Source organism: Paenirhodobacter sp. (assembly GCF_047600745.1).
Classification (GTDB): Bacteria; Pseudomonadota; Alphaproteobacteria; order Rhodobacterales; family Rhodobacteraceae; genus Rhodobacter.
Map to the genome: position 1 here is coordinate 16849 of NZ_JASGKI010000003.1, position 18201 is coordinate 35049.

Annotated in this window: 19 protein-coding genes and 1 pseudogene; 13 read left to right on the forward strand and 7 right to left on the reverse strand. The window is 68.0% G+C overall.

Translation table 11 applies throughout. The features are described from left to right. Positions 1-14 precede the first annotated feature (14 nt). The 7 genes from QM789_RS06665 to QM789_RS06695 all read left to right on the forward strand — a co-directional run bounded on the left by QM789_RS06665 (position 15) and on the right by QM789_RS06695 (position 7499). On the forward strand, positions 15-1088 hold the full coding sequence (locus tag QM789_RS06665; protein WP_420351176.1) for an ABC transporter ATP-binding protein: 1074 nt from the start codon (positions 15-17) through the stop codon (positions 1086-1088). Further along, positions 1085-1945: an ABC transporter permease gene (locus tag QM789_RS06670; RefSeq protein WP_420351177.1), complete on the forward strand. Its 861-nt coding sequence runs from the start codon at positions 1085-1087 to the stop codon at positions 1943-1945. Before QM789_RS06665 ends, QM789_RS06670 begins: the two co-directional genes overlap by 4 nt. Before the next feature lie 177 nt (positions 1946-2122). Then, positions 2123-2737: an ABC transporter permease gene (locus tag QM789_RS06675; RefSeq protein ID WP_420351178.1), complete on the forward strand. Its 615-nt coding sequence runs from the start codon at positions 2123-2125 to the stop codon at positions 2735-2737. A 24-nt stretch (positions 2738-2761) separates the two neighbouring features. After that, positions 2762-3781: an extracellular solute-binding protein gene (locus QM789_RS06680; RefSeq protein ID WP_420351179.1), complete on the forward strand. Its 1020-nt coding sequence runs from the start codon at positions 2762-2764 to the stop codon at positions 3779-3781. Between the two features lie 77 nt (positions 3782-3858). Continuing rightward, on the forward strand, positions 3859-5472 hold the full coding sequence (locus QM789_RS06685; protein ID WP_420351180.1) for an amidohydrolase: 1614 nt from the start codon (positions 3859-3861) through the stop codon (positions 5470-5472). Next, on the forward strand, positions 5469-6551 hold the full coding sequence (gene argE, locus QM789_RS06690; RefSeq protein ID WP_420351181.1) for an acetylornithine deacetylase: 1083 nt from the start codon (positions 5469-5471) through the stop codon (positions 6549-6551). Before QM789_RS06685 ends, argE begins: the two co-directional genes overlap by 4 nt. 66 nt (positions 6552-6617) lie before the next feature. Next, a complete protein-coding gene (locus QM789_RS06695; RefSeq protein WP_420351182.1) occupies positions 6618-7499 on the forward strand; it encodes a GNAT family N-acetyltransferase in 882 nt (293 codons plus the stop codon). Positions 7500-7511: 12 nt separating this feature from the next. Here the strand turns inward: QM789_RS06695 and QM789_RS06700 are convergent, their stop codons facing one another. Next, positions 7512-8228, reverse strand: coding sequence for a LysR substrate-binding domain-containing protein (locus QM789_RS06700; RefSeq protein ID WP_420351183.1), 717 nt, complete (start codon positions 8226-8228; stop codon positions 7512-7514). Between QM789_RS06700 and QM789_RS06705 the strand changes: the two genes are divergently transcribed. Next, positions 8227-8355, forward strand: a complete 129-nt coding sequence (locus tag QM789_RS06705; RefSeq protein WP_420351184.1) for a hypothetical protein — start codon at positions 8227-8229, stop codon at positions 8353-8355. The genes QM789_RS06700 and QM789_RS06705 overlap by 2 nt on opposite strands. Before the next feature lie 481 nt (positions 8356-8836). Here QM789_RS06705 and cueR read toward each other — a convergent pair whose 3' ends face one another. The 4 genes from cueR to QM789_RS06725 all read right to left on the reverse strand — a co-directional run bounded on the left by cueR (position 8837) and on the right by QM789_RS06725 (position 13028). Beyond that, positions 8837-9271 carry a Cu(I)-responsive transcriptional regulator gene (gene cueR / locus QM789_RS06710; RefSeq protein ID WP_420351185.1) on the reverse strand — a complete coding sequence of 145 codons (435 nt, stop codon included), beginning with the start codon at positions 9269-9271 and terminating at the stop codon, positions 8837-8839. Further along, positions 9268-11778, reverse strand: a complete 2511-nt coding sequence (locus QM789_RS06715) for a heavy metal translocating P-type ATPase (protein WP_420351186.1) — start codon at positions 11776-11778, stop codon at positions 9268-9270. The genes cueR and QM789_RS06715 overlap by 4 nt, the downstream gene beginning before the upstream one ends. Before the next feature lie 16 nt (positions 11779-11794). After that, positions 11795-11989, reverse strand: a complete 195-nt coding sequence (locus QM789_RS06720; protein WP_420351187.1) for a heavy-metal-associated domain-containing protein — start codon at positions 11987-11989, stop codon at positions 11795-11797. 82 nt (positions 11990-12071) lie between these two features. Then, positions 12072-13028, reverse strand: a complete 957-nt coding sequence (locus QM789_RS06725; RefSeq protein WP_420351188.1) for a GlxA family transcriptional regulator — start codon at positions 13026-13028, stop codon at positions 12072-12074. Positions 13029-13112: 84 nt separating this feature from the next. Between QM789_RS06725 and QM789_RS06730 the strand changes: the two genes are divergently transcribed. Further along, positions 13113-13655, forward strand: coding sequence for a cysteine hydrolase family protein (locus tag QM789_RS06730; protein WP_420351189.1), 543 nt, complete (start codon positions 13113-13115; stop codon positions 13653-13655). 93 nt (positions 13656-13748) lie between these two features. Here QM789_RS06730 and QM789_RS06735 read toward each other — a convergent pair whose 3' ends face one another. Both QM789_RS06735 and QM789_RS06740 read right to left on the reverse strand, forming a co-directional pair. Then, positions 13749-14435 (reverse strand): GntR family transcriptional regulator, encoded by a 687-nt coding sequence (locus tag QM789_RS06735; protein ID WP_420351190.1) that lies wholly within the window; start codon positions 14433-14435, stop codon positions 13749-13751. Positions 14436-14475: 40 nt separating this feature from the next. Further along, complete coding sequence (locus QM789_RS06740) at positions 14476-14757, reverse strand: DUF1330 domain-containing protein (RefSeq protein WP_420351191.1); 282 nt, start codon at positions 14755-14757, stop codon at positions 14476-14478. Between the two features lie 124 nt (positions 14758-14881). Between QM789_RS06740 and QM789_RS06745 the strand changes: the two are divergent. The 4 genes and pseudogenes from QM789_RS06745 to QM789_RS06760 all read left to right on the forward strand — a co-directional run bounded on the left by QM789_RS06745 (position 14882) and on the right by QM789_RS06760 (position 18201). Then, a pseudogene (locus QM789_RS06745) lies at positions 14882-15485 on the forward strand (amino acid synthesis family protein). Then, a complete protein-coding gene (locus tag QM789_RS06750; RefSeq protein ID WP_420351192.1) occupies positions 15457-16248 on the forward strand; it encodes an alpha/beta fold hydrolase in 792 nt (263 codons plus the stop codon). The pseudogene QM789_RS06745 and the gene QM789_RS06750 overlap by 29 nt, the downstream one beginning before the upstream one ends. Next, complete coding sequence (locus tag QM789_RS06755; RefSeq protein ID WP_420351193.1) at positions 16245-17159, forward strand: flavin reductase family protein; 915 nt, start codon at positions 16245-16247, stop codon at positions 17157-17159. Before QM789_RS06750 ends, QM789_RS06755 begins: the two co-directional genes overlap by 4 nt. A 4-nt stretch (positions 17160-17163) precedes the next feature. Next, positions 17164-18201 (forward strand): LLM class flavin-dependent oxidoreductase, encoded by a 1038-nt coding sequence (locus QM789_RS06760; RefSeq protein WP_420351194.1) that lies wholly within the window; start codon positions 17164-17166, stop codon positions 18199-18201.

Here is an 18201-nt window from a genome sequence, read left to right on the forward strand (position 1 = left end):
CAGGGAGCCGGAAAATGACACGCGGAAAAGCGGTCGAAGTCTATAACGTGACGAAACGGTTCGGCGACTATCAGGCGCTGGATCGGGTCAGCTTCACCATCGACGCCAACGAGTTCTTCACCCTGCTGGGGCCTTCGGGCTGCGGCAAGACCACGCTTTTGCGGATGATCGCCGGGTTCGAAACCCCGACCGAAGGCTCGATCAGCCTCTTCGGGCAGGAGATCGCCACCCTGCCGCCGCACAAGCGCCGGGTGAACACGGTGTTCCAAAGCTATGCGCTGTTCCCGCATATGACGCTGGCGCAGAACATCGCCTTCGGGTTGGAGAACCTCGGCTGGGACAAGGCGAAGCGCGCGGCCCGCGTGGCGGAGATGCTGGAACTGGTCCACATGACCCCCTTCGCCGCGCGCCGCCCCGCGCAGCTTTCGGGCGGGCAACGGCAGCGGATCGCGCTGGCGCGCGCGCTGGCCCCCGAACCGCAGGTGCTGCTGCTCGACGAACCCCTCTCCGCGCTGGACCTGAAGCTGCGGCAGGCGATGCGCGACGAATTGCGCAGCTTGCAGCGCAAGACCGGCATCACCTTCATCTTCGTCACCCATGATCAGGACGAGGCGCTGGACATGTCCGACCGGATCTGTGTCCTGGGCAAGGGCCAGATCCAGCAGATCGGCACGCCCGCCGAAATCTACGAGGAACCCGCCAACCGCTTCGTGGCGGATTTCATCGGCGAGACGAATTTCATGGAGGTCGAGGTGCTCTCCGTCTCGGGTGGCGTCGCCCGTGTCCGGACCCCCTTCGGCTTTGACATCACCGCCGCGCAGAAGGGCATTTCCGGCCCCGGCCCCGCCACCCTGTCGCTGCGCCCCGAAAAGATCGGGCTGGAGGATCAGGCCACCGGCAACACCCTGACCGGGCGGATCGCGGCGCGCAACTACATGGGCGGCTATACCCATTACACGGTCGAAACGGCGGGCCGCAGCCTGCGGGTCTCGCGCCGGAACGACGGTGCGGTGTCCGAGGGCTATCCCATCGGGCGCGACGTGCGGTTGGGCTTTGACCCCGCCAATGCCCGGGTGCTGGCGCAATGAGGGGGTTCCGCTTCTGGGGCCTGATGCCGGCCTGGGTGCTGATGGGGGCGACGCTGATCATCCCCGTCGCCATCGTGCTGCTCGTCTCCGTCTCCACCCGGGGCGCCTATGGCGGGTTCGAGTGGGGCTTTTCAACGGACAGCTACCGCGAGATCCTGTTCACCACGGGCTGGTCGGACGAGCTGGAATTCGATCCGAAATACCTGATCATCATCGGCCGGACGCTGGCACTCGCGGCGGTGACGACGGTGCTGTGCATGGCGCTGGCGCTGCCCACGGCCTATGTCATCTCGACCTGCGCGCCACGGACCAAGGCGGTGCTGCTCTACCTCGTCACCCTGCCGTTCTGGGTGTCGATGATCGTGCGGGTCTATGCCTGGCTGATCATTCTGGGACAGGACGGGATCGGCGGGCGGCTGTGGCAGGCGGTGGGCGGCGGGCAGTTGCTGTTCACGCCGGGCGCGATGCTGATCGGCATGGTCTACACCTGCTTCCCGCTGATGGTGCTGCCGGTCTATGCGGCGATCGAAAAGCTGGACCCGGCACTGCTTGAGGCCGGGGCGGATCTGTATGGCAGCCGCTGGACCACGGCGCGGCGGGTGATCCTGCCGCTGACCTGGCCCGGGCTGGCGGCGGGGGCGATCCTTGTTTTCGTGCCCGCGCTCGGCACCGTGCTGGAGCCGATGCTTCTGGGCGGCGGCAAGCAGATGATGATGGGCACGCTGATCCAGACGCAGTTCGGCGGCGGCCGCAACTGGCCCTTCGGCGCGGCGATCGCGATCGTGCTGATGGCGATGGTGGTGATCGTTCTGCTGCTGAGCGCACAGCGCGCGCGGCGCAAGGAGGCCCGCGCATGAATACCGACATCCGCCACTACCCGGGGGCAAAGCTGATCGCCTGGGCCGTGTTCCTGTGGCTTTACCTGCCGATTGCGGTGGTGATCTGGTTTTCCTTCAACGAAAACCGCATCGTTCTCGGTCTGGACCGGGTTTTCGACGAAATGGTATGTCGCCGCGTTGCAGAACAAGGCGCTGATGGATGCGCTGCGGGTCTCGCTCACCGTCGCAGTGATTGCCACGGTGATCGCCACGGTGACCGCGCTGATGGCGGCGATGGTGCTGACTCGGCATGCCGACCTGAAGTTCCGACGCCTGTCCGAAACCGTGGTGAACCTGCCGCTGCTGCTGCCGGAAATCGTGGTGGCGGTCGCGGTGCTGATCCTGTTTTCGCAGCTTGGCATCACCAACGGGCTGCTGAAGCTGTCGCTCGCGCATTCGGCCTTCTGCACGCCCTTCGCCTTCCTGCCGATCCGCGCCCGGCTTCAGGGCATGAGCGCGGATTTCGAGGAGGCGGCGCAGGATCTTTACGCCACGCCCTGGACCGCCTTTCGCCGGGTGACGCTGCCCCTGATCGCGCCGGGGGTGTTTGCGGGGGCGATGCTGGCCTTCGTGATCTCGATGGACGATTTCATCACGTCGAGCCTGCTCAACACCGGCGGCACCACCACCCTGCCGGTCTATATCTTCAGCCTGATCAAACAGGGCACGACGCCGGAACTCAACGCCGTCTCGACGCTCCTGATCCTTGCCTCCCTCATCATCGCGACCGTCGCGCTGAGCCTTTCCGCCCGCGCGATGCGGCGCGGCTGACCAGAATCCAACAGGAGAAACGCAATGAAAACAAGACTGATCCTTGGCACTGCGCTGTCTGCCGCGCTGGCGCTGCCTGCCTTTGCCGAAGGCACGCTGAACCTTTACGTCTGGTCGGATTCGATCGCGCCCGAACTGATCGAGAAGTTCTCGAAAGAGAACGACGTGAAGGTCAACGTCGATGCCTACAACTCGAACGAAGACGCGCTGACGAAACTTCAGGCCGGGTCTTCGGGCTATGACATCGTGACCCCTTCGCAGCATTTCGTGAAGATCATGGTCGATCAGGGCCTGCTTGAGGACATCGGCGCGAAGGACATGCCCGCCTATGCCCAGGTCGATGACAAGTGGAAGGGTCAGTGGTGGGATCCGACCAACGCCTATTCGATCCCCTCGGCCTATGGCACGGCGGGCTTTGCGGTGAACCGCGACATCTACAAGGGGCCGATCGACAGTTGGGCGCTTTACTTCGATCCGCCGGCGGAGTTGCAGGGCAAGATCGGCTCGCTGTCCTACCCGGATGAGGTCGTGGGCGCGGCGGAACTGCTCCTCAAGGTGCCGTTCTGTTCGGATGACAAGGGCGAGATGAAGAAGGTCTACGACCTGCTGATGGCGCAAAAGCCTTCGGTCGCCGCCTATTCCTCGGACAATATCGAAAACCGGCTGGGCTCGGGCGAGGTCGCGGTGCATTTCTGGTGGGACGGCAATGTGCTGAAAACCCGGCAGGAGGGCGCGAACCTCGAATATGCGATGCCGAAGGAAGGGCTGGTCGGCTGGCTCGACAGTTTCGTCGTGCCGAAGGGCGCGGCCAATGTCGAGAACGCGAAGAAGTTCATCAACTTCATGGCCGAGCCGGGCAATGCCACGGTGCAGGCGAACTACTATTCGCATTCCTCGCCGATGCAGCTTGACCCCGCAAAGGCGAAATACACGCCCGAGAACGCGCCCGAACTGTTCCCGACCGTGCCGGTGATCTTCTCCGAGACCTGCTCGCCCGAGGCGCAGGATCTGGTCACCAAGGTCTGGACCGACCTGCTGCGCTGATCCGCCGCCCATCCCCAGCGGCACGCCCAAATGCCGCCCGTCCCTTTGGGGGCGGGCCAACCCCCGAGGCGAGAGACATGAGCGAAACCATCGAGATCCACAACGCCCGCCGGCTGGACGGCACGCCCACGGCGGTCACCTTCCGCGACGGGCGGATCCTTGCGGGCGGCACGCCCGACCGGCGGATCGACGCGGGCGGGCGGGTGCTGCTGCCCGGGCTGTGCGAAAGCCACCTGCATCTGTTTCCGGGGGGCGTGACGCTTGATCAGCTCTGCCTTCTGGGCATCGACAATGCCGAAGACGCCAGCGCCGCGCTCATCGCCTATCGCAAGGGGCACGAGGGCGAACCGCTCCTGGGCACCTGGTCGGCGAATTACGAAATCCTTGGTCCCGGCACCCGGCCGGACCGGCACGCGCTGGACCGGATCGTGCCGGATCAGCCGCTCCTGATGCTGGCGGTCGATCTGCATACCGCATGGGCCAATACCGCCGCGCTGACCGCCGCCGGGCTGATGGCGCATGTGCCCGAGGTGGTGAATGCCGAGGTCGTGCTTGGCCCCGATGGCAAGCCGAACGGCGAATTGCGCGAGGGCAATGCGATGCGCCTCGTCTCGCGGCTCTCGGTCACCGGCGGGCGCGAGGGGATCTGCATGGCGGGCGAGGAGCCCGAGAACGTCACCCCCGCACAGCGCGCCGCCGACAAGGCCGCGCTGCGGCGCGCGCTCGACACCTGCGCCGCCTTTGGCATCACCACCGCCGTGAACATGGACGGCAACCTGTATCAGGCCGATCTGCTGACCGAAATGGCCATGGCCGATGAACTGCCGATCCGCGTCAGCCTGCCGATGCGGATCGTCGGCGGCCATTCCGATGCCCGTGTGGCCGAGCTGATCGAGGCCGCCTGCCGCCCGCCGGTGGGGATGCTGTCCTTCGGCCGGATCAAGATGTTCATGGATGGCGTGTTCGACACCTGGACCGCGCTGCGCACCGACGATTATCCGGGCCGCCCGGGGTTCCGCAGCCATCCGCTGTTCGAGCCTGCCCGCTTCGCCGACATCTGCACCCGCGCCGATGCGAAGGGGCTGAACATTCAGGTCCATTGCGTGGGCGATGGCGCCGTGCGCGCGACGCTGGATGGCTACGCCGCCGCCCGCGCGGCGAATGGCGCGCGCGATGCCCGCCACCGGATCGAACATATCGACATGCTGCACCCCGACGACCTGCCGCGGATCGTCGATCTGGGCGTCGTGGCCTCGATGCAGCCCGTCCATCCGCCGGGGTCGAGCGGGCTGCCCCTGGAACCCACCGTGTCGATCATGGGGCGCAACCGCTGGAAGGATGCCTTCCCGTGGAAGGCGCTGCGCGATGCGGGCGTGCCGCTGGCCTTTGGCACGGACTGGCCCACGGCGCCGCTCTCGCCCTTCAACGCGATCCATTCGACGCTGTCGCGGCAGCCCTGGGCCGCGGATGTCCCCGATCAGCGCATCCCGTTCGAGGCGGTCTTTGCCGCCTATACCGAGGGCGGGGCCTATCCGCTGTTTGCCGAAACCGAACGCGGGCGGCTGGACCCCGGCATGGCGGCGGATATGACCCTGCTGGACGGCAACCCGCGCGATCTGGCACAGTCCGCCGATGCCTGCCGCGCCGTGCTGACCATCTGCGCCGGGCGTATTGTCCACGAGGCATCATGACCCGGATTCTGGAAATCCTTGCCCGGCTGATCGCCTTTCCCACGGTGACGAACGGGCCGAACCTTGCGCTCATCGACTGGGTGGAGGGGTTCCTGCGCGATGCGGGCTTTGCCGTGACCCGGGTGCCGTCGCGCGATGGCATGAAGGCCGGGCTGCTGGCGCGGATCGGCGAAGGGCCGGGGGGCGTGCTGCTTTCGGCCCATACCGATGTCGTGCCGGTCGATGGGCAGGACTGGACGCTTGACCCCTTCGCCCTGACCCGGCGCGGCGAGCGGCTGCATGGCCGCGGCACGACCGACATGAAGGGCTTCATCGCCTGCGTGCTGGCGCTTGCGGAAACGCTGCGCGCCCCCGCCCGGCCGGTGATGATCGCGCTGAGCTGGGACGAGGAAATCGGCTGCAAGGGCATCCCCGAGATGATCGACCGGGTGATCCCGGTTCTGGGCCGCCCCGATCTGTGCGTGGTCGGCGAACCCACGCTGATGCGCCCCGCCATCGGCCACAAGGGCAAGGCGAGCTACCGCGCCACCTGCACCGGCGAGGCCGGGCATTCCGCGATGGCGCCGCATTACCGCAACGCTCTGCACGGCGCCGCCGCGCTGATCCTGTCGCTGCGCGACGAACAGGCGCGGCTGCTGCGCGAGGGGGCACAGGATCCGATGCAGGATCCGCCCTGCTCGACGGTCCATGCCGGGGTGATGCGCGGTGGCGTCGCGCTCAACATCGTGCCCGACAGCGCGGAGGTGCTGTTCGAGATCCGCCATCTGGCGAGCGAGCCGCCCGGCGCGATCCTGTCCCGCATCGCGCTCCCCGAAGGGGTAACGGTCGCTGAAACCGGCAGCTATCCGGGGCTGGAAACCGACCCCGCCACCATCGCGCCGCTGCTCTCGGTCCTGCCCGATCCGACCCCGTGCAAGATCGCCTATGGCACCGAGGCGGGCTTCTTCGCCGCGCTCGGCATTCCCACCGTGGTCTGCGGCCCCGGCACGATGGCGGATGGCCACCAGCCCGATGAATCCATCGCGGAAAGCGAGCTTGCGCTCTGCGCTACGGTGCTGCGCCGCCTGACCGCGCCCTGAGTTTCGGCCTTGCGCAGCGCCGGGATATGCCTGACATAAGTCAGGTATATTCCCGAAAGGTGCCGCATGCCCGATCCCATTGCCCGCCTCCGCCGGTTTCAGCGCGCCGTCACGACCGAAGTCGGCGCGCTGGACGACTCCTTCCTCGGCCTTGGCCGACCGCTCGGCGTGGCGCGCGTGCTGAACGCCATTGGCTCCGGCATCACCGAAGTGCGCGAAATCCGCCACTATCTGAACCTTGATTCCGGGCTGATGAGCCGGATGCTGCGCAGCCTTGAGGCAGAGGGGCTGATCGCGCTCGACAAGGGCGCGGGGGATGGCCGGCGCCGCGCGGCGCGGCTGACCATGGCGGGGCAACGCGAATATGCCGCCTACGAAGCGCTGTCGGATGCGCGGGCGCGGGCGCTGCTCGACCGCCATCCCCACCCCGAACGGCTGCTTGCGGCGATGGACACCGTGGCGGTCGCGCTCGGGCAGGAGCGGGTGACGTTTCGCGAAACCGATCCCCGCGACCCGCGCGCCCGGGCCTGCATGACGGCCTATTATGACGAGCTTGCCCACAGGTTCGACCGGGGCTTCGACGTGGCCCTGTCAAAGGATCCCGATGCCGCGGAGATGATCCGCCCACGGGGCGCGTTTCTGCTCGCGCTTTCGGATGGGCTGCCGGTCGGCTGCGGCGGACTGAAGGGGACGGATCACGGCTTTGCCGAGGTCAAGCGGCTCTGGATCGCGCCCGCCGCGCGGGGGCTGGGCCTGTCGCGGCGCCTGATGGCCGAACTGGAACGGATCGCCGCCGAACTGGGGGTTGCGGTGCTGCGCCTTGATACCAACAGCGCGCTGCCGGAGGCCGTGGCCCTTTACCGCAACACCGGCTGGCACGAGATCCCCCGCTTCAACGACGATCCCTATCCGGACCTGTTCTTCGAGAAACGGCTTCCGGCGGCCTGATCCGCCGCGTGGTTACCCGGCCGTACCCAGATCACGCAGCAGGGCATCCTCCAGCCGTTGCGCGGCGGCGGTGGGCCGTGGGCCGCGCAGCAGGCCGATTTCCAGCTCGGGGATCGGCGGCAGGCCCTCGGCCTCGCCCACCACCCGAAGGCCGGGCGGCGCGCTGCACCGCGCCACGCCCGCGACCGCCAGTCCGGCCTGAACGATGGCGATCATCCCGGCCAGATTGGCGCTAGAATAGGTGCAGCGGAAGGGGCGCTCGGCCTCGGACAGGGCCTTCAGAATGGTCACCCATGCTGCGCAGAAACAGCGCGACCGGCAGCGGCGCGATGCCCCAGGCCGCATGAGCCAGACCATCGGTTCGCGCCGGATGACCGTCGCCGGGACTTCGCCAAAGCGCGTCACGATCGCCAGGTCGATCCGCTGCGCCTCGATCGCGCGGGTCAGGGAGATCGTCGGTTCACAGACCAGCTCCACCGTCACCTTCGGGAAATCCCGCCCGAACCGTTCCAGCGTTCCGGGCAGCAGCATCGCGTAATCCTCGGGCACGCCCAGCCGCACGGTGCCGGTTTCCTCGGGCCGGGTGACGCTGGCCCAGGCTTCGTCCGAAATCGTCAGCAACCGGCGCGCATAGGCCAGCAGGTCCGTCCCCGCCGAGGTTGGCGCCACCTTCGGCTCGCGCAGCAGAAGCGGCCGGCCCAGCGTCTCCTCCAGCTTCCCAATCTGCATGCTCACCGCAGACTGGCCGTTCCATGGCCGGCTGATCGGCCCGGCACAGGCGGCGGGGATGGCGCGGATCATCCTCGGCACGCTCGGGGTGCGGCACGGATGGCGTTTCGCGGGGCGCAGATCATGACCACGCGCCCTGCTCGCCGTTCTCCTCGGCATCGTCACGCCCAACATTTCGCTGACCAGCGCCGCGCTTCTGGCTATGACGCCGCAGGATGCGGGTGCGTTGGGCATCGGCTGGCGGCTGGCCCATCGGTCGCCGCACTGAGGTTCGGCGCCGGTGTCGCCGTGCTGGGGATGGGCGCGAGCTTGCTGCGCCTGCGCCCCCGGCTAGACACGCCAGCGCCGCCTTTCGATAGCAGGCTGAAGGCGGCTGGAATCGGCCTATACCCTCGCCTGGCAGCGTGGCGGAGACGCGCCGCTGATGGCGGGGATTATGGCGATGCAGACGGTGCTGGCGCTGGTGCTGATCGGGCTGGGGGCGTGGATCGGCTGAATGTGCGTGTGGCTGCGGGTCCGTTCCCATCCCACGGGCACCCGACCGTTTCATGTCCATGACGGTCATGCCGCCGAACTCGAACTTCGGTCCCACGGGCACCGGGCCGTTTCTACCTGAGGCCGCCTCTTGGCCGGATGGTGAGGTCTTCGCCCGGCGGGTCGGTTTCGAGGCGTTCGAGGATCGGGCAGTCGGGGCGGTGGTCGCCGTGGCAGCAGTGGACCAGTTCCTTCAACGTCCGGGTCATGTCCTGAAGGGTGCGGATCTTGTCCTCCAGCGCGGCGATGTGGTCGGTGGCGATGCGGCGGACCTCGCTGCTGTGGCGGGCGGTGTCGCGCCACAGGCTCAGCAGGTCGGCGATCTCGGCGACGGCAAAGCCCAGGTCGCGCGCCCGGCGGATGAACCGCAGCATGTGCACGTCGCTGTCGGAATAATCGCGGTAGCCCGCCGCCGTACGCCCGGCCGGGGGGATCAGGCCGGTCTCCTCGTAATAGCGGATCATCTTCGCCGACACGCCCGAAGCCTTTGCCGCCTGCCCGATATTCATGACCGCCCCCCCGGCACCGCAAACCGGCGCAGCCGCAGCGCATTGCCCAGCACGAAGACGCTCGACAGCGCCATCGCCGCCGCCGCAAACACCGGCGACAGCAGGATGCCGAAGCCGGGATAGAGCGCCCCCGCCGCCACCGGGATCAGCGCGGTGTTGTAGGCGAAGGCCCAGAACAGGTTCTGCCGGATGTTGCCGATGGTCGCCCGGGACAGCGCGATGGCATTCGGCACGCCTTGCAGGCTTCCGGACATCAGCACGACATCCGCCGCCTCGATCGCGATGTCGGTGCCGGTGCCGATGGCGAGGCCCACATCCGCCTCGGCGAGCGCGGGGGCGTCGTTGATGCCGTCGCCGACGAAGGCCACCTTGCCATGCGCCGCGCGCAGCCGCCGGATCGCCGCGACCTTGCCATCGGGCAGGACTTCGGCCACCACCTCGTCGATGCCGAGCCGCGCGGCGATGGCCCGGGCGGTGCGGGCGTTGTCGCCGGTGATCATCGCCACCTTCAGGCCGAGGCCGTGCAGCGCCGCGATGGCCTGCGGCGTGGTGTCCTTGATCGGGTCGGCGACGGCGATGATCGCCGCCAGCCGGCCGCCGATCGCGGCGTAAAGCGGCGATTTGCCCTCGGTTCCCAGCCGCTCCGCCACCGTCGCGAAGGGGGCGACGTCCAGGCCAAGCTGCGCCATGTGCCGGTCCGCGCCGATTTCAACCGGCGTGCCGTCCACCAGCGCGCGCACGCCGTAGCCGGTGACGGATTCAAACGCGCTCACCGGCGGCAGGGCGGTGCCGTTTGCCGCCGCGACGATGGCACGGGCGATCGGATGTTCGGACTTCGCCTCAACCGCCGCGACCATGCCCAGAACGTCGGCCCGGTCGAACCCGGGGGCCAGTTCCAGATCGGTCAGCGCGGGGCGGCCCTCGGTCAGGGTGCCGGTCTTGTCCACCGCGACGACCCGCGCATCCTTCAGCAGTTGCAGCGCCTCGCCCTTGCGAAACAGCACGCCCAGTTCGGCCCCCCGCCCGGTGCCCACCATGATCGAGGTCGGCGTCGCCAGGCCCATCGCGCAGGGGCAGGCGATGATCAGCACCGAGACCGCATTGACCAGCGCGAAGGTCAGCGCGGGCGTCGGCCCGAACCACATCCACGCCGCAAAGGTCAGCGCCGCCGCCGCCATCACCGCCGGGACGAAATACATCGTCACCCGGTCCACCAGCGTCTGGATCGGCAGTTTCGAGCCCTGCGCCGCCTCGACCATGCGGATGATCTGCGACAGCACCGTATCGCCGCCCACCGCCGTCGCGCGGAAGGCGAAGGCGCCGGTCTGGTTCACCGTGCCGCCGACGACCGTCGCACCCGGGGCCTTTTGCACCGGGACGGGCTCGCCGGTGATCATGGATTCATCGACATAGCTCTCGCCCTCGGTCACCGTGCCATCGACGGGCACGCGCTCGCCGGGGCGGACCTCGATGATGTCGCCGGTGATGACCGAGGCGATCGGCAGGTCCGTCACCGCGCCGTCGCGCCGCACCCGGGCGGTGCGGGCCTGTAGGCCGACCAGCCGGGTGATCGCCTCGGACGTGCGGCCCTTCGCCCGCGCCTCCAGCATCCGGCCGAGCAGGATCAGCGTGACGATCACCGCCGCCGCCTCGTAATAGACATGGATCGTGCCGGGCGGCAGCAGCCCGGGCGCAAAGGTTGCCACCAGCGAATAGCCATAGGCCGCGAGCGATCCCACCGCGACCAGCGAATTCATGTCCGGCGCACGCCGCCACAGCGCGGGCAGGCCCTTCCTGTAGAACCGCAGCCCCGGCAGGAACAGAACCAGCGTCGTCAGCGCAAATTGCAGATACCAGCTGTTGCGCATCCCGATCGTCGCGTCGATCAGGTGGTGCATGCCGGGGATCATATGCGAACCCATCTCCAGCACGAACACCGGCAGGGTCAGCACGAAGGCAAGGCCGAAATCGCGTTTCAGGGCGCGCAGCTCGGCATCCTTGCGGTCGGTGGTCGCGGCGGTCTCGACCGGCGCGGCCTCATAGCCCACACGCTCCACGGCGGCGATCAGGCTGGCCGGATCCGCCGTGCCCTGCACGGTCGCCCGCTCGGTCGCGAGGTTCACCACCGCGTCGCTCACCCCCGGCACCGCCTTCAGCGCGCGTTCCACCCGCCCCACGCAGGACGCACAGGTCATCCCCTGCACCGCAAGCTCGACCGTCCGCGCGGGCACCGCATAGCCCACCTTTTCCACCGCCGCGACCAGTTGCGGGCGCGGCGCGCTGCCCTGAACCGTGGCGCTTTCGGTCGCAAGGTTCACCACGGCCTCCGTCACCCCCGGCACCGCCTTCAGCGCACGCTCCACCCGCCCCACGCAGGATGCGCAGGTCATCCCCTCGATCGGCAGGGTGATGCTCGCCGCGCCGGGCCGGGATCCCTGAGCGGGGAAATCCTTCGCCTGGTCCGCGGGGTGAGTCCGATGGGTGATGTCATGCGCGGGCGTCGTCATCGCCGCCTCCTTCCGTTCAGGCTTCAGTCGCCGGGAACCCGGCCTCGCTCAGCGCGGCCAGCACCGCCGGAACCGCCGCCGTGGTCTCGACCGAGATCACCCGCGCCTCCAGATCGGCCGTCACCCGCGCCCCTTCATCCAGCACCGTCAGCGCCTTCGTCACCGAACGCAGGCAGCCGCCACAGGACATGTCGGGAACATGGAATTTCATCGCAAACCTCCTGATCCATAGCTCAGGCCCCCGATGTAGGCCTTCCAACCGTGGGAAGGTCAAGGGGCCGCGGAAAATAAGATCAGGCCCGGAACCTCTGCCGGTATTCCCCCGGCGGCAGGCCGACGATGCGCAAGAAGACCTTGCGGAAGGCGCCGGGGTCGGAATAGCCGACCTCCCAGGCGATGCGCTCGACCGGTATCTGGCCGAATTGCAGCAGCTCCTGCGCCTTGGCCACCCGCAGGCGCTGCGCATAATCGGTCGCGGTCAGGCCGGTCGCCTTCTGGAACCGGCGCAGGAAGGTGCGCGGCTCCAGCCCGGCCTCGGCCGCCAGAACGGAGAGCCGCGCCTCCCTGCCCTCCCCCGCTTGCAGGAAATGCTGCGCCTTCAGAATCGCGGCATCGCCGTGGCTCAGCCGGGGCACGAAGCCGCTGTAATAGCGCTGCTCCCGCCCCGGCGGATCGACCAGCAGCATCCGCGCGGTTTCGGCCATGACGCCGGGGCCCAGGAACCGCGCCACCAGCCTCAGCCCGAGGTCGGTCCAGGACAGCAGCCCGCCCGCCGAAAGGATGTCGCCGCCGTCGATGATCAGCCGATCGGCATCCACCCTCGCCTCGGGGAAGCGCGCCTGAAGCGTCTGGGCATAGGTCCAATGCGTGGTCACCGCCCGCCCGGCCAGCAGCCCGGTTTCCCCCAGCACAAACGCCCCGGCACAGACCGAGGCCAGCACCGCCCCCTCGGCATGCCGATCCCGCAGCCAGCGCGCGATCGGCGCGGCGGCCCCGGGCCCGATCGGCGGCTCCAGCGAGGGCGGCAGGATCAGCACGTCGCAAGGGGTTGCCTCATACGCCTGCGGATCGCTGTCGAAGACGGTCTGCGCAGGGGCGCCATCTTCCACGCGAAGGTGGAGGACACGCAACCGCTGGTCTTCCCGCGCGATCCGGGTTGCGATGCGAAACAGGTCGGTCAGCCCCAGCACCGCCGAAAGCTGCGCACCGGGATAGAGCAGGATGCCGATCCGCGCCATTGTCGTTATCACCCCGGTTTCTGTCGGTTGCGCCAATGGTAGCCATCCTCGCCGATGGACATGATCGCGGCAAGCACCAACCCGAAGGGAGACCCCATGCCGAACCGCGCCATCCTCGTCGTCGATCTGCAAAACGAATACTGGCCGCAGGGCAAATTCCCGCTGGTGGGAATCGAACCCGCCGCCGCCAATGCCGCCCGGGTCATCGCCCATGCCCGCGCGCAGGGGGATCTGGTGGTGAACATCCGCCATGAAGCGCCGGGCGGGCCGATCTTCGTGCCCGGCACCGATGGGGTGCGGATCAACGAGGCCGTTGCGCCGCAGGACGGCGAGCCGGTGATCACCAAGGCTTTCGCCAATTCCTTCCGCGAAACCGGGCTGGATGCGCTGTTGCGCGACAAGGGCATCGCCGAGGTCGTCGTCATCGGCGCGATGAGCCACATGTGCGTGGACGCGACCACGCGCGGGGCGAACGATCTGGGCTATCGCACCACCACCATCCACGACGCCTGCGCCACCCGCGACCTTGAGTTCAACGGCGTGACCACCCCCGCCGCACAGGTTCAGGCCGCCTTCATGGCCGCCCTCGCCTTCCTTTACGGCGAGGTCATCAGCACCGAGGACTTCATCGCCCGCTGAACCGGATACCTCCGTAGCGCCCCCGGTGCTACGGGGGTGTCAGGAAAACGATCCCGTAGCTGCCCCACGCCCCGGTTGGCGACGCGCGCGCGTTCAGGCGGTCTGATCCCCATCCGCAAGCAACTGTTGCCGCGCGAGTTCGGAGGCTTCCTCGATATGCTCGCGCACTGCGGTTTCGGCGGCTTCCGGGAGGTTCGCGTCGATCGCGTCGAAAATCCGCCGCATCCGGGCGTAGCCCGCGCGGTGCCGGTCCGCCGTCGAGAGCGTCATCCCCCGCAGCCGGCTGATCCGGCCATTCAGGCGGTTGACCACCTCCCAGGAAATATCGTGCCCGGCGGCGTAGAAGATGTGGCGATAAAACTCCGCCGACGCCTCGAACAGCTGATGGGCCGAGCCGCTGTCATAGGCCGCCCGCAGGGTTTCCAGCGCGGCGCGCAGATCGGCCTTCACCGCCGCGTCGGCGATCCGCGCGCAATCCCGCGCCGCGTCGGATTCCAGAAGCAGCCGGATGCGGTAGATCTGCCGCGCCTGCGACCAGTCCAGCCGCGCGACGATCGGCCCCCGGTTGCTGAGGAATTCGACCAGCCCCTCCGCCTCAAGATACCGGATGGATTCACGCACCACCGTGCGCGACACGCCCAGTTGATCGCACAGCGTGCGTTCGACCAGCCGGTCGCCGGATTTGAACAGCCCGCTCAGAATCGCGTCGCGCAGCCGCTCCGTCGCGATTTCGCGCAGCGTCTGCGGCAGGGTTTCGATTTTGAGGCTGGCACTGTCCATTGACTGATCCTATGGCATCCGCCGATCCGGGCCAAGGTGTTCAGGGCGCGGCGACGAAGCTGATCTGCACCTGAGCCGCCCCCGCGCGCAAGGCCCGCGCCGCGCGATATTGCGCGGAATCGTAGCAGGCATGCGCCGCTTCCAGCGTGGGAAAGGCGATGACGACATGGCGCGCGAAGGGCGTGCCCTCGACCGTTTCGCCCGGGCCGCGCACGACGAATGCGCCCCCGAACTCCTCGAACACGCCCCGGGCGGCCTCCTGATAACGGGCATAGGCGGTGGGTTCGGTCACGGTGACATGGGCAATCCAATAGGCGGTCATGTGTTCCCCTCAGTTGCCCGTTTTCCGGGCATGTAAATGGCTGGTTCTGTCCGGAGGTGCAAGATGCTTGACTTGCCGTATTATGGTATACCACCATACCATCAAGTCAAACGAGGATTTGGAAATGAATGGCTCCCTGCGCAAGACATTGCTGCATGTCGAAACGACGCTGATCGAAGGCGGCAAACCCGCCGCCACGCCGCTCAAGCTGATCGCGGCGGCGGCGGTGCTGAAGAACCCCTGGGCCGGGCGCGGCTTCGTCGAGGATCTGCGCCCCGAGATCCACGCGATCGCGCCGGAACTCGGCCAGCTGCTCACCGCGATGGTGATCGAGGCGGCGGGCGGCGGCGACAAGGTGGAGGGCTACGGCAAGGCCGCCGTCGTCGGGCTGGATGGCGAGGTCGAGCATGCCTCGGCGCTGATCCACACCCTGCGCTTCGGCAATTACTACCGCGATGCGGTGGGGGCGAAAAGCTGACCTGTCCTTCTGCAACACCCGGGGCGGGGCCGATGCGCCGGTGATGATCCCGCTGATGGACAAGAACGACGCCGGGCGGCGGTCGCATTACCTGACGATCCAGTTCTCGATCCCGGATGCCCCGGCGGCGGATGAGATCGTGGTGGCGCTTGGGGCCTCCATCGGCGGGCGTCCGCATCACCGCATCGGCGACCGCTATCAGGATCTGAAGGAACTGGGCCATGACGTCGACAATCCTGCGGGCCTCTGACGGCAGCCGCTTCGGCGTGACCGAGGCCGGGGCGGGCGCGCCCTTGGTGCTGTTCCACGGCGTCGGCATGTGCGCCGAGGCCTGGACGCCGCAGATGGATGTTCTGGCGGCGCAGGGGCGGGTGATCGCGGTCGATCTGCCGGGGCATGGCAACAGCGACGTGCTGCCCGGCGCGCCGGGGCTGGCGGATTACGTCCGCTGGGCCGCAGGGGTGATCGCGGCGCTGGACGTGGCGCCCACGGCGGTGGCGGGGCATTCGATGGGCGCGCTGATCGCGATGGGGCTGGCGGTCGAATATCCTGATCTGGTCGCGCGGGCCTGCCTGCTGAACCCGGTCTACCGGCGCGATGCGGCGGCGCGGGCGGCGGTGATGGAACGTGCCCGCGCGCTCGCGGATGGCGGCGGCGATCCGGAGGCCCCTCTGGCGCGCTGGTTCGCGCCGGGCGAGGCGCCCGAGGCCCGCGCCCGCGTCGCGCGCTGGCTGCGGCAGGTGAACCCGGAGGGCTATGCGAAAACCTATGCCGCCTTTGCCGCGGGCGATGCGGTCTATGCCGGACGGCTGGGCGAAATCCGCTGCCCGGTCCTCGTCCTGACCAGCGAATTCGACCACAATTCAAGCCCTGCGATGACCCGGCAGATCGCCGGTGCCATCCCTGGCGCGCGCGCGGTCGTCATCCCCGGCGAGCGCCACATGGTCGGCCTGACCGCGCCCGTGGCGGTCAACCGCGAACTGCTGCTCTGGCTGAAGGAACCCGTCGCATGACCGAAGCGGAACAACGCCAATTGCGCGATGCCTTCGGCTGTTTCATGACCGGGGTGACGGTCGTCACCACCACCGGGCCAGAGGGCACGCCGCTCGGCTTCACCGCGAATTCGTTCAGTTCGGTGTCGCTCGACCCGCCGCTGCTGCTGGTGTCGATCGCGAACCGTTCGGCCAATCTGGCGGCCTTTACGGAGGGGCGCGGCTTTGCGGTGAATGTCCTGAGCGAGGCGCAGAAGCCGGTGTCGAACACCTTCGCCCGCCCCGGCACCGACCGTTTCGCCGATATCGGCTGGGCGCCCGGGCCGTTCGGCGGGCCGGTGATCGCCGGGGCCTCGGCCTGGTTCGATTGCAGTCTGGAACAGGCGATCCCGGCGGGGGACCACACGATCCTGATCGGCCGGGTGCAGGGGTTCGAGGCCAGCACCGCCCCCGGCCTTGGCTATTACCGCGGCGCCTATATGACGCCCGCAGGCACCGCGCTCGCGGCGGATGCCGGGCCGCGTGTGGTGATCTCGGCCATCGTCGAACATGAGGGCCGGGTGCTTCTGGTCGATGACGGCACCGGGGGCGTGCAGCTGCCGGAAATCCGCGTCCGGCAGGGTGGGACGCGCGCGACGCTGAAAACCCTGCTCGACAGTCTGGGTGCCGATGCGGAACCGGCGCTTGTCTATGCGATCTATGACGATGTGCAGCGCGGGCTGCAATTCATCGCCCATCTGTGCCCGGCGCGCAGCGATGCCTGCACCCGGGGCGCCTTCGTGCCGCTCGACGACAGCACGATGGCCGATGTCACCGACCCGGCGCAACAGGCGATGCTGGCCCGTTTCGCGCAGGAAACCCGGCTGGGCAATTTCGGACAATATGTCGGCTCGCACGAAACCGGCGCGGTCCGCCCCTTCCTGAAAGGCTGAGACGATGAAGTTTTCCCTCTTCATTCACATGGAGCGCACCGATCCCGCCGAGGATCAGCAGCAGCTTTACGAAGAAATGATCGAACTGTGCCAGATCGCCGACGAAGGCGGGATGCACGCGATCTGGTCGGGCGAACACCATGCGATGAACTTCACCATCGCGCCCAATCCGTTCCTGACGCTGGTGGATCTGGCGCGGCGGACGAAGAACGTGCGTCTGGGCACCGGGACGGTGATGGCGCCGCTGTGGCATCCGATCCGGCTCGCGGGGGAAACCGCGATGGCCGACATCATGACCGGCGGGCGGATCGACCTGGGCGTGGCGCGCGGCGCCTATATGTTTGAATACGAACGGATGATGCCGGGTCTGGATGCCTGGACCGGCGGGCAGATGATGCGCGAGCTGATCCCGGCGGTCGAGGAACTGTGGAAGGGCGATTACACCCACGACGGCCAGTTCTGGAAATTCCCGAAATCGACCTCGGCGCCGATGCCGGTGCAACAGCCGCATCCGCCGATCTGGGTCGCGGCGCGCGATCCGAACAGCCACGAATTCGCGGTCTCGCATGGCTACAACGTGCAGGTCACGCCGCTGCACCTGGGCGATGACGAGGTGGTTTCGCTGATGGACCGCTTCACCGCCGCCTGCGCGAAATTCCCCGAGGTGCCGCGCCCGAAGATCATGCTGCTGCGGCACACCTATGTCGCCGCCGACGAGGCCGACGCACAGCGCGGGGCCGAGGAAATCAACCGCTTTTACAACTACTTCGGCGCCTGGTTCAAGAACGAGCGCGAGATCAGCAAGGGCCTGATCGCGCCGCTGTCGGAGGCCGAGATCGCCGCCCATCCGTTCTACTCGCCCGAAGCGATGCGGGCGAACAACGTCATCGGTCCGGCGGCGGAGGTGATCGAGCGGCTGCGGCGCTACGAGGCGATGGGCTACGACGAATATTCCTTCTGGATCGACTCCGGCATGCCCTTCGCGCGCAAGAAGGCGTCGCTGGAGCGGTTCATCGCCGATGTCATGCCGGCTTTCGCGTGA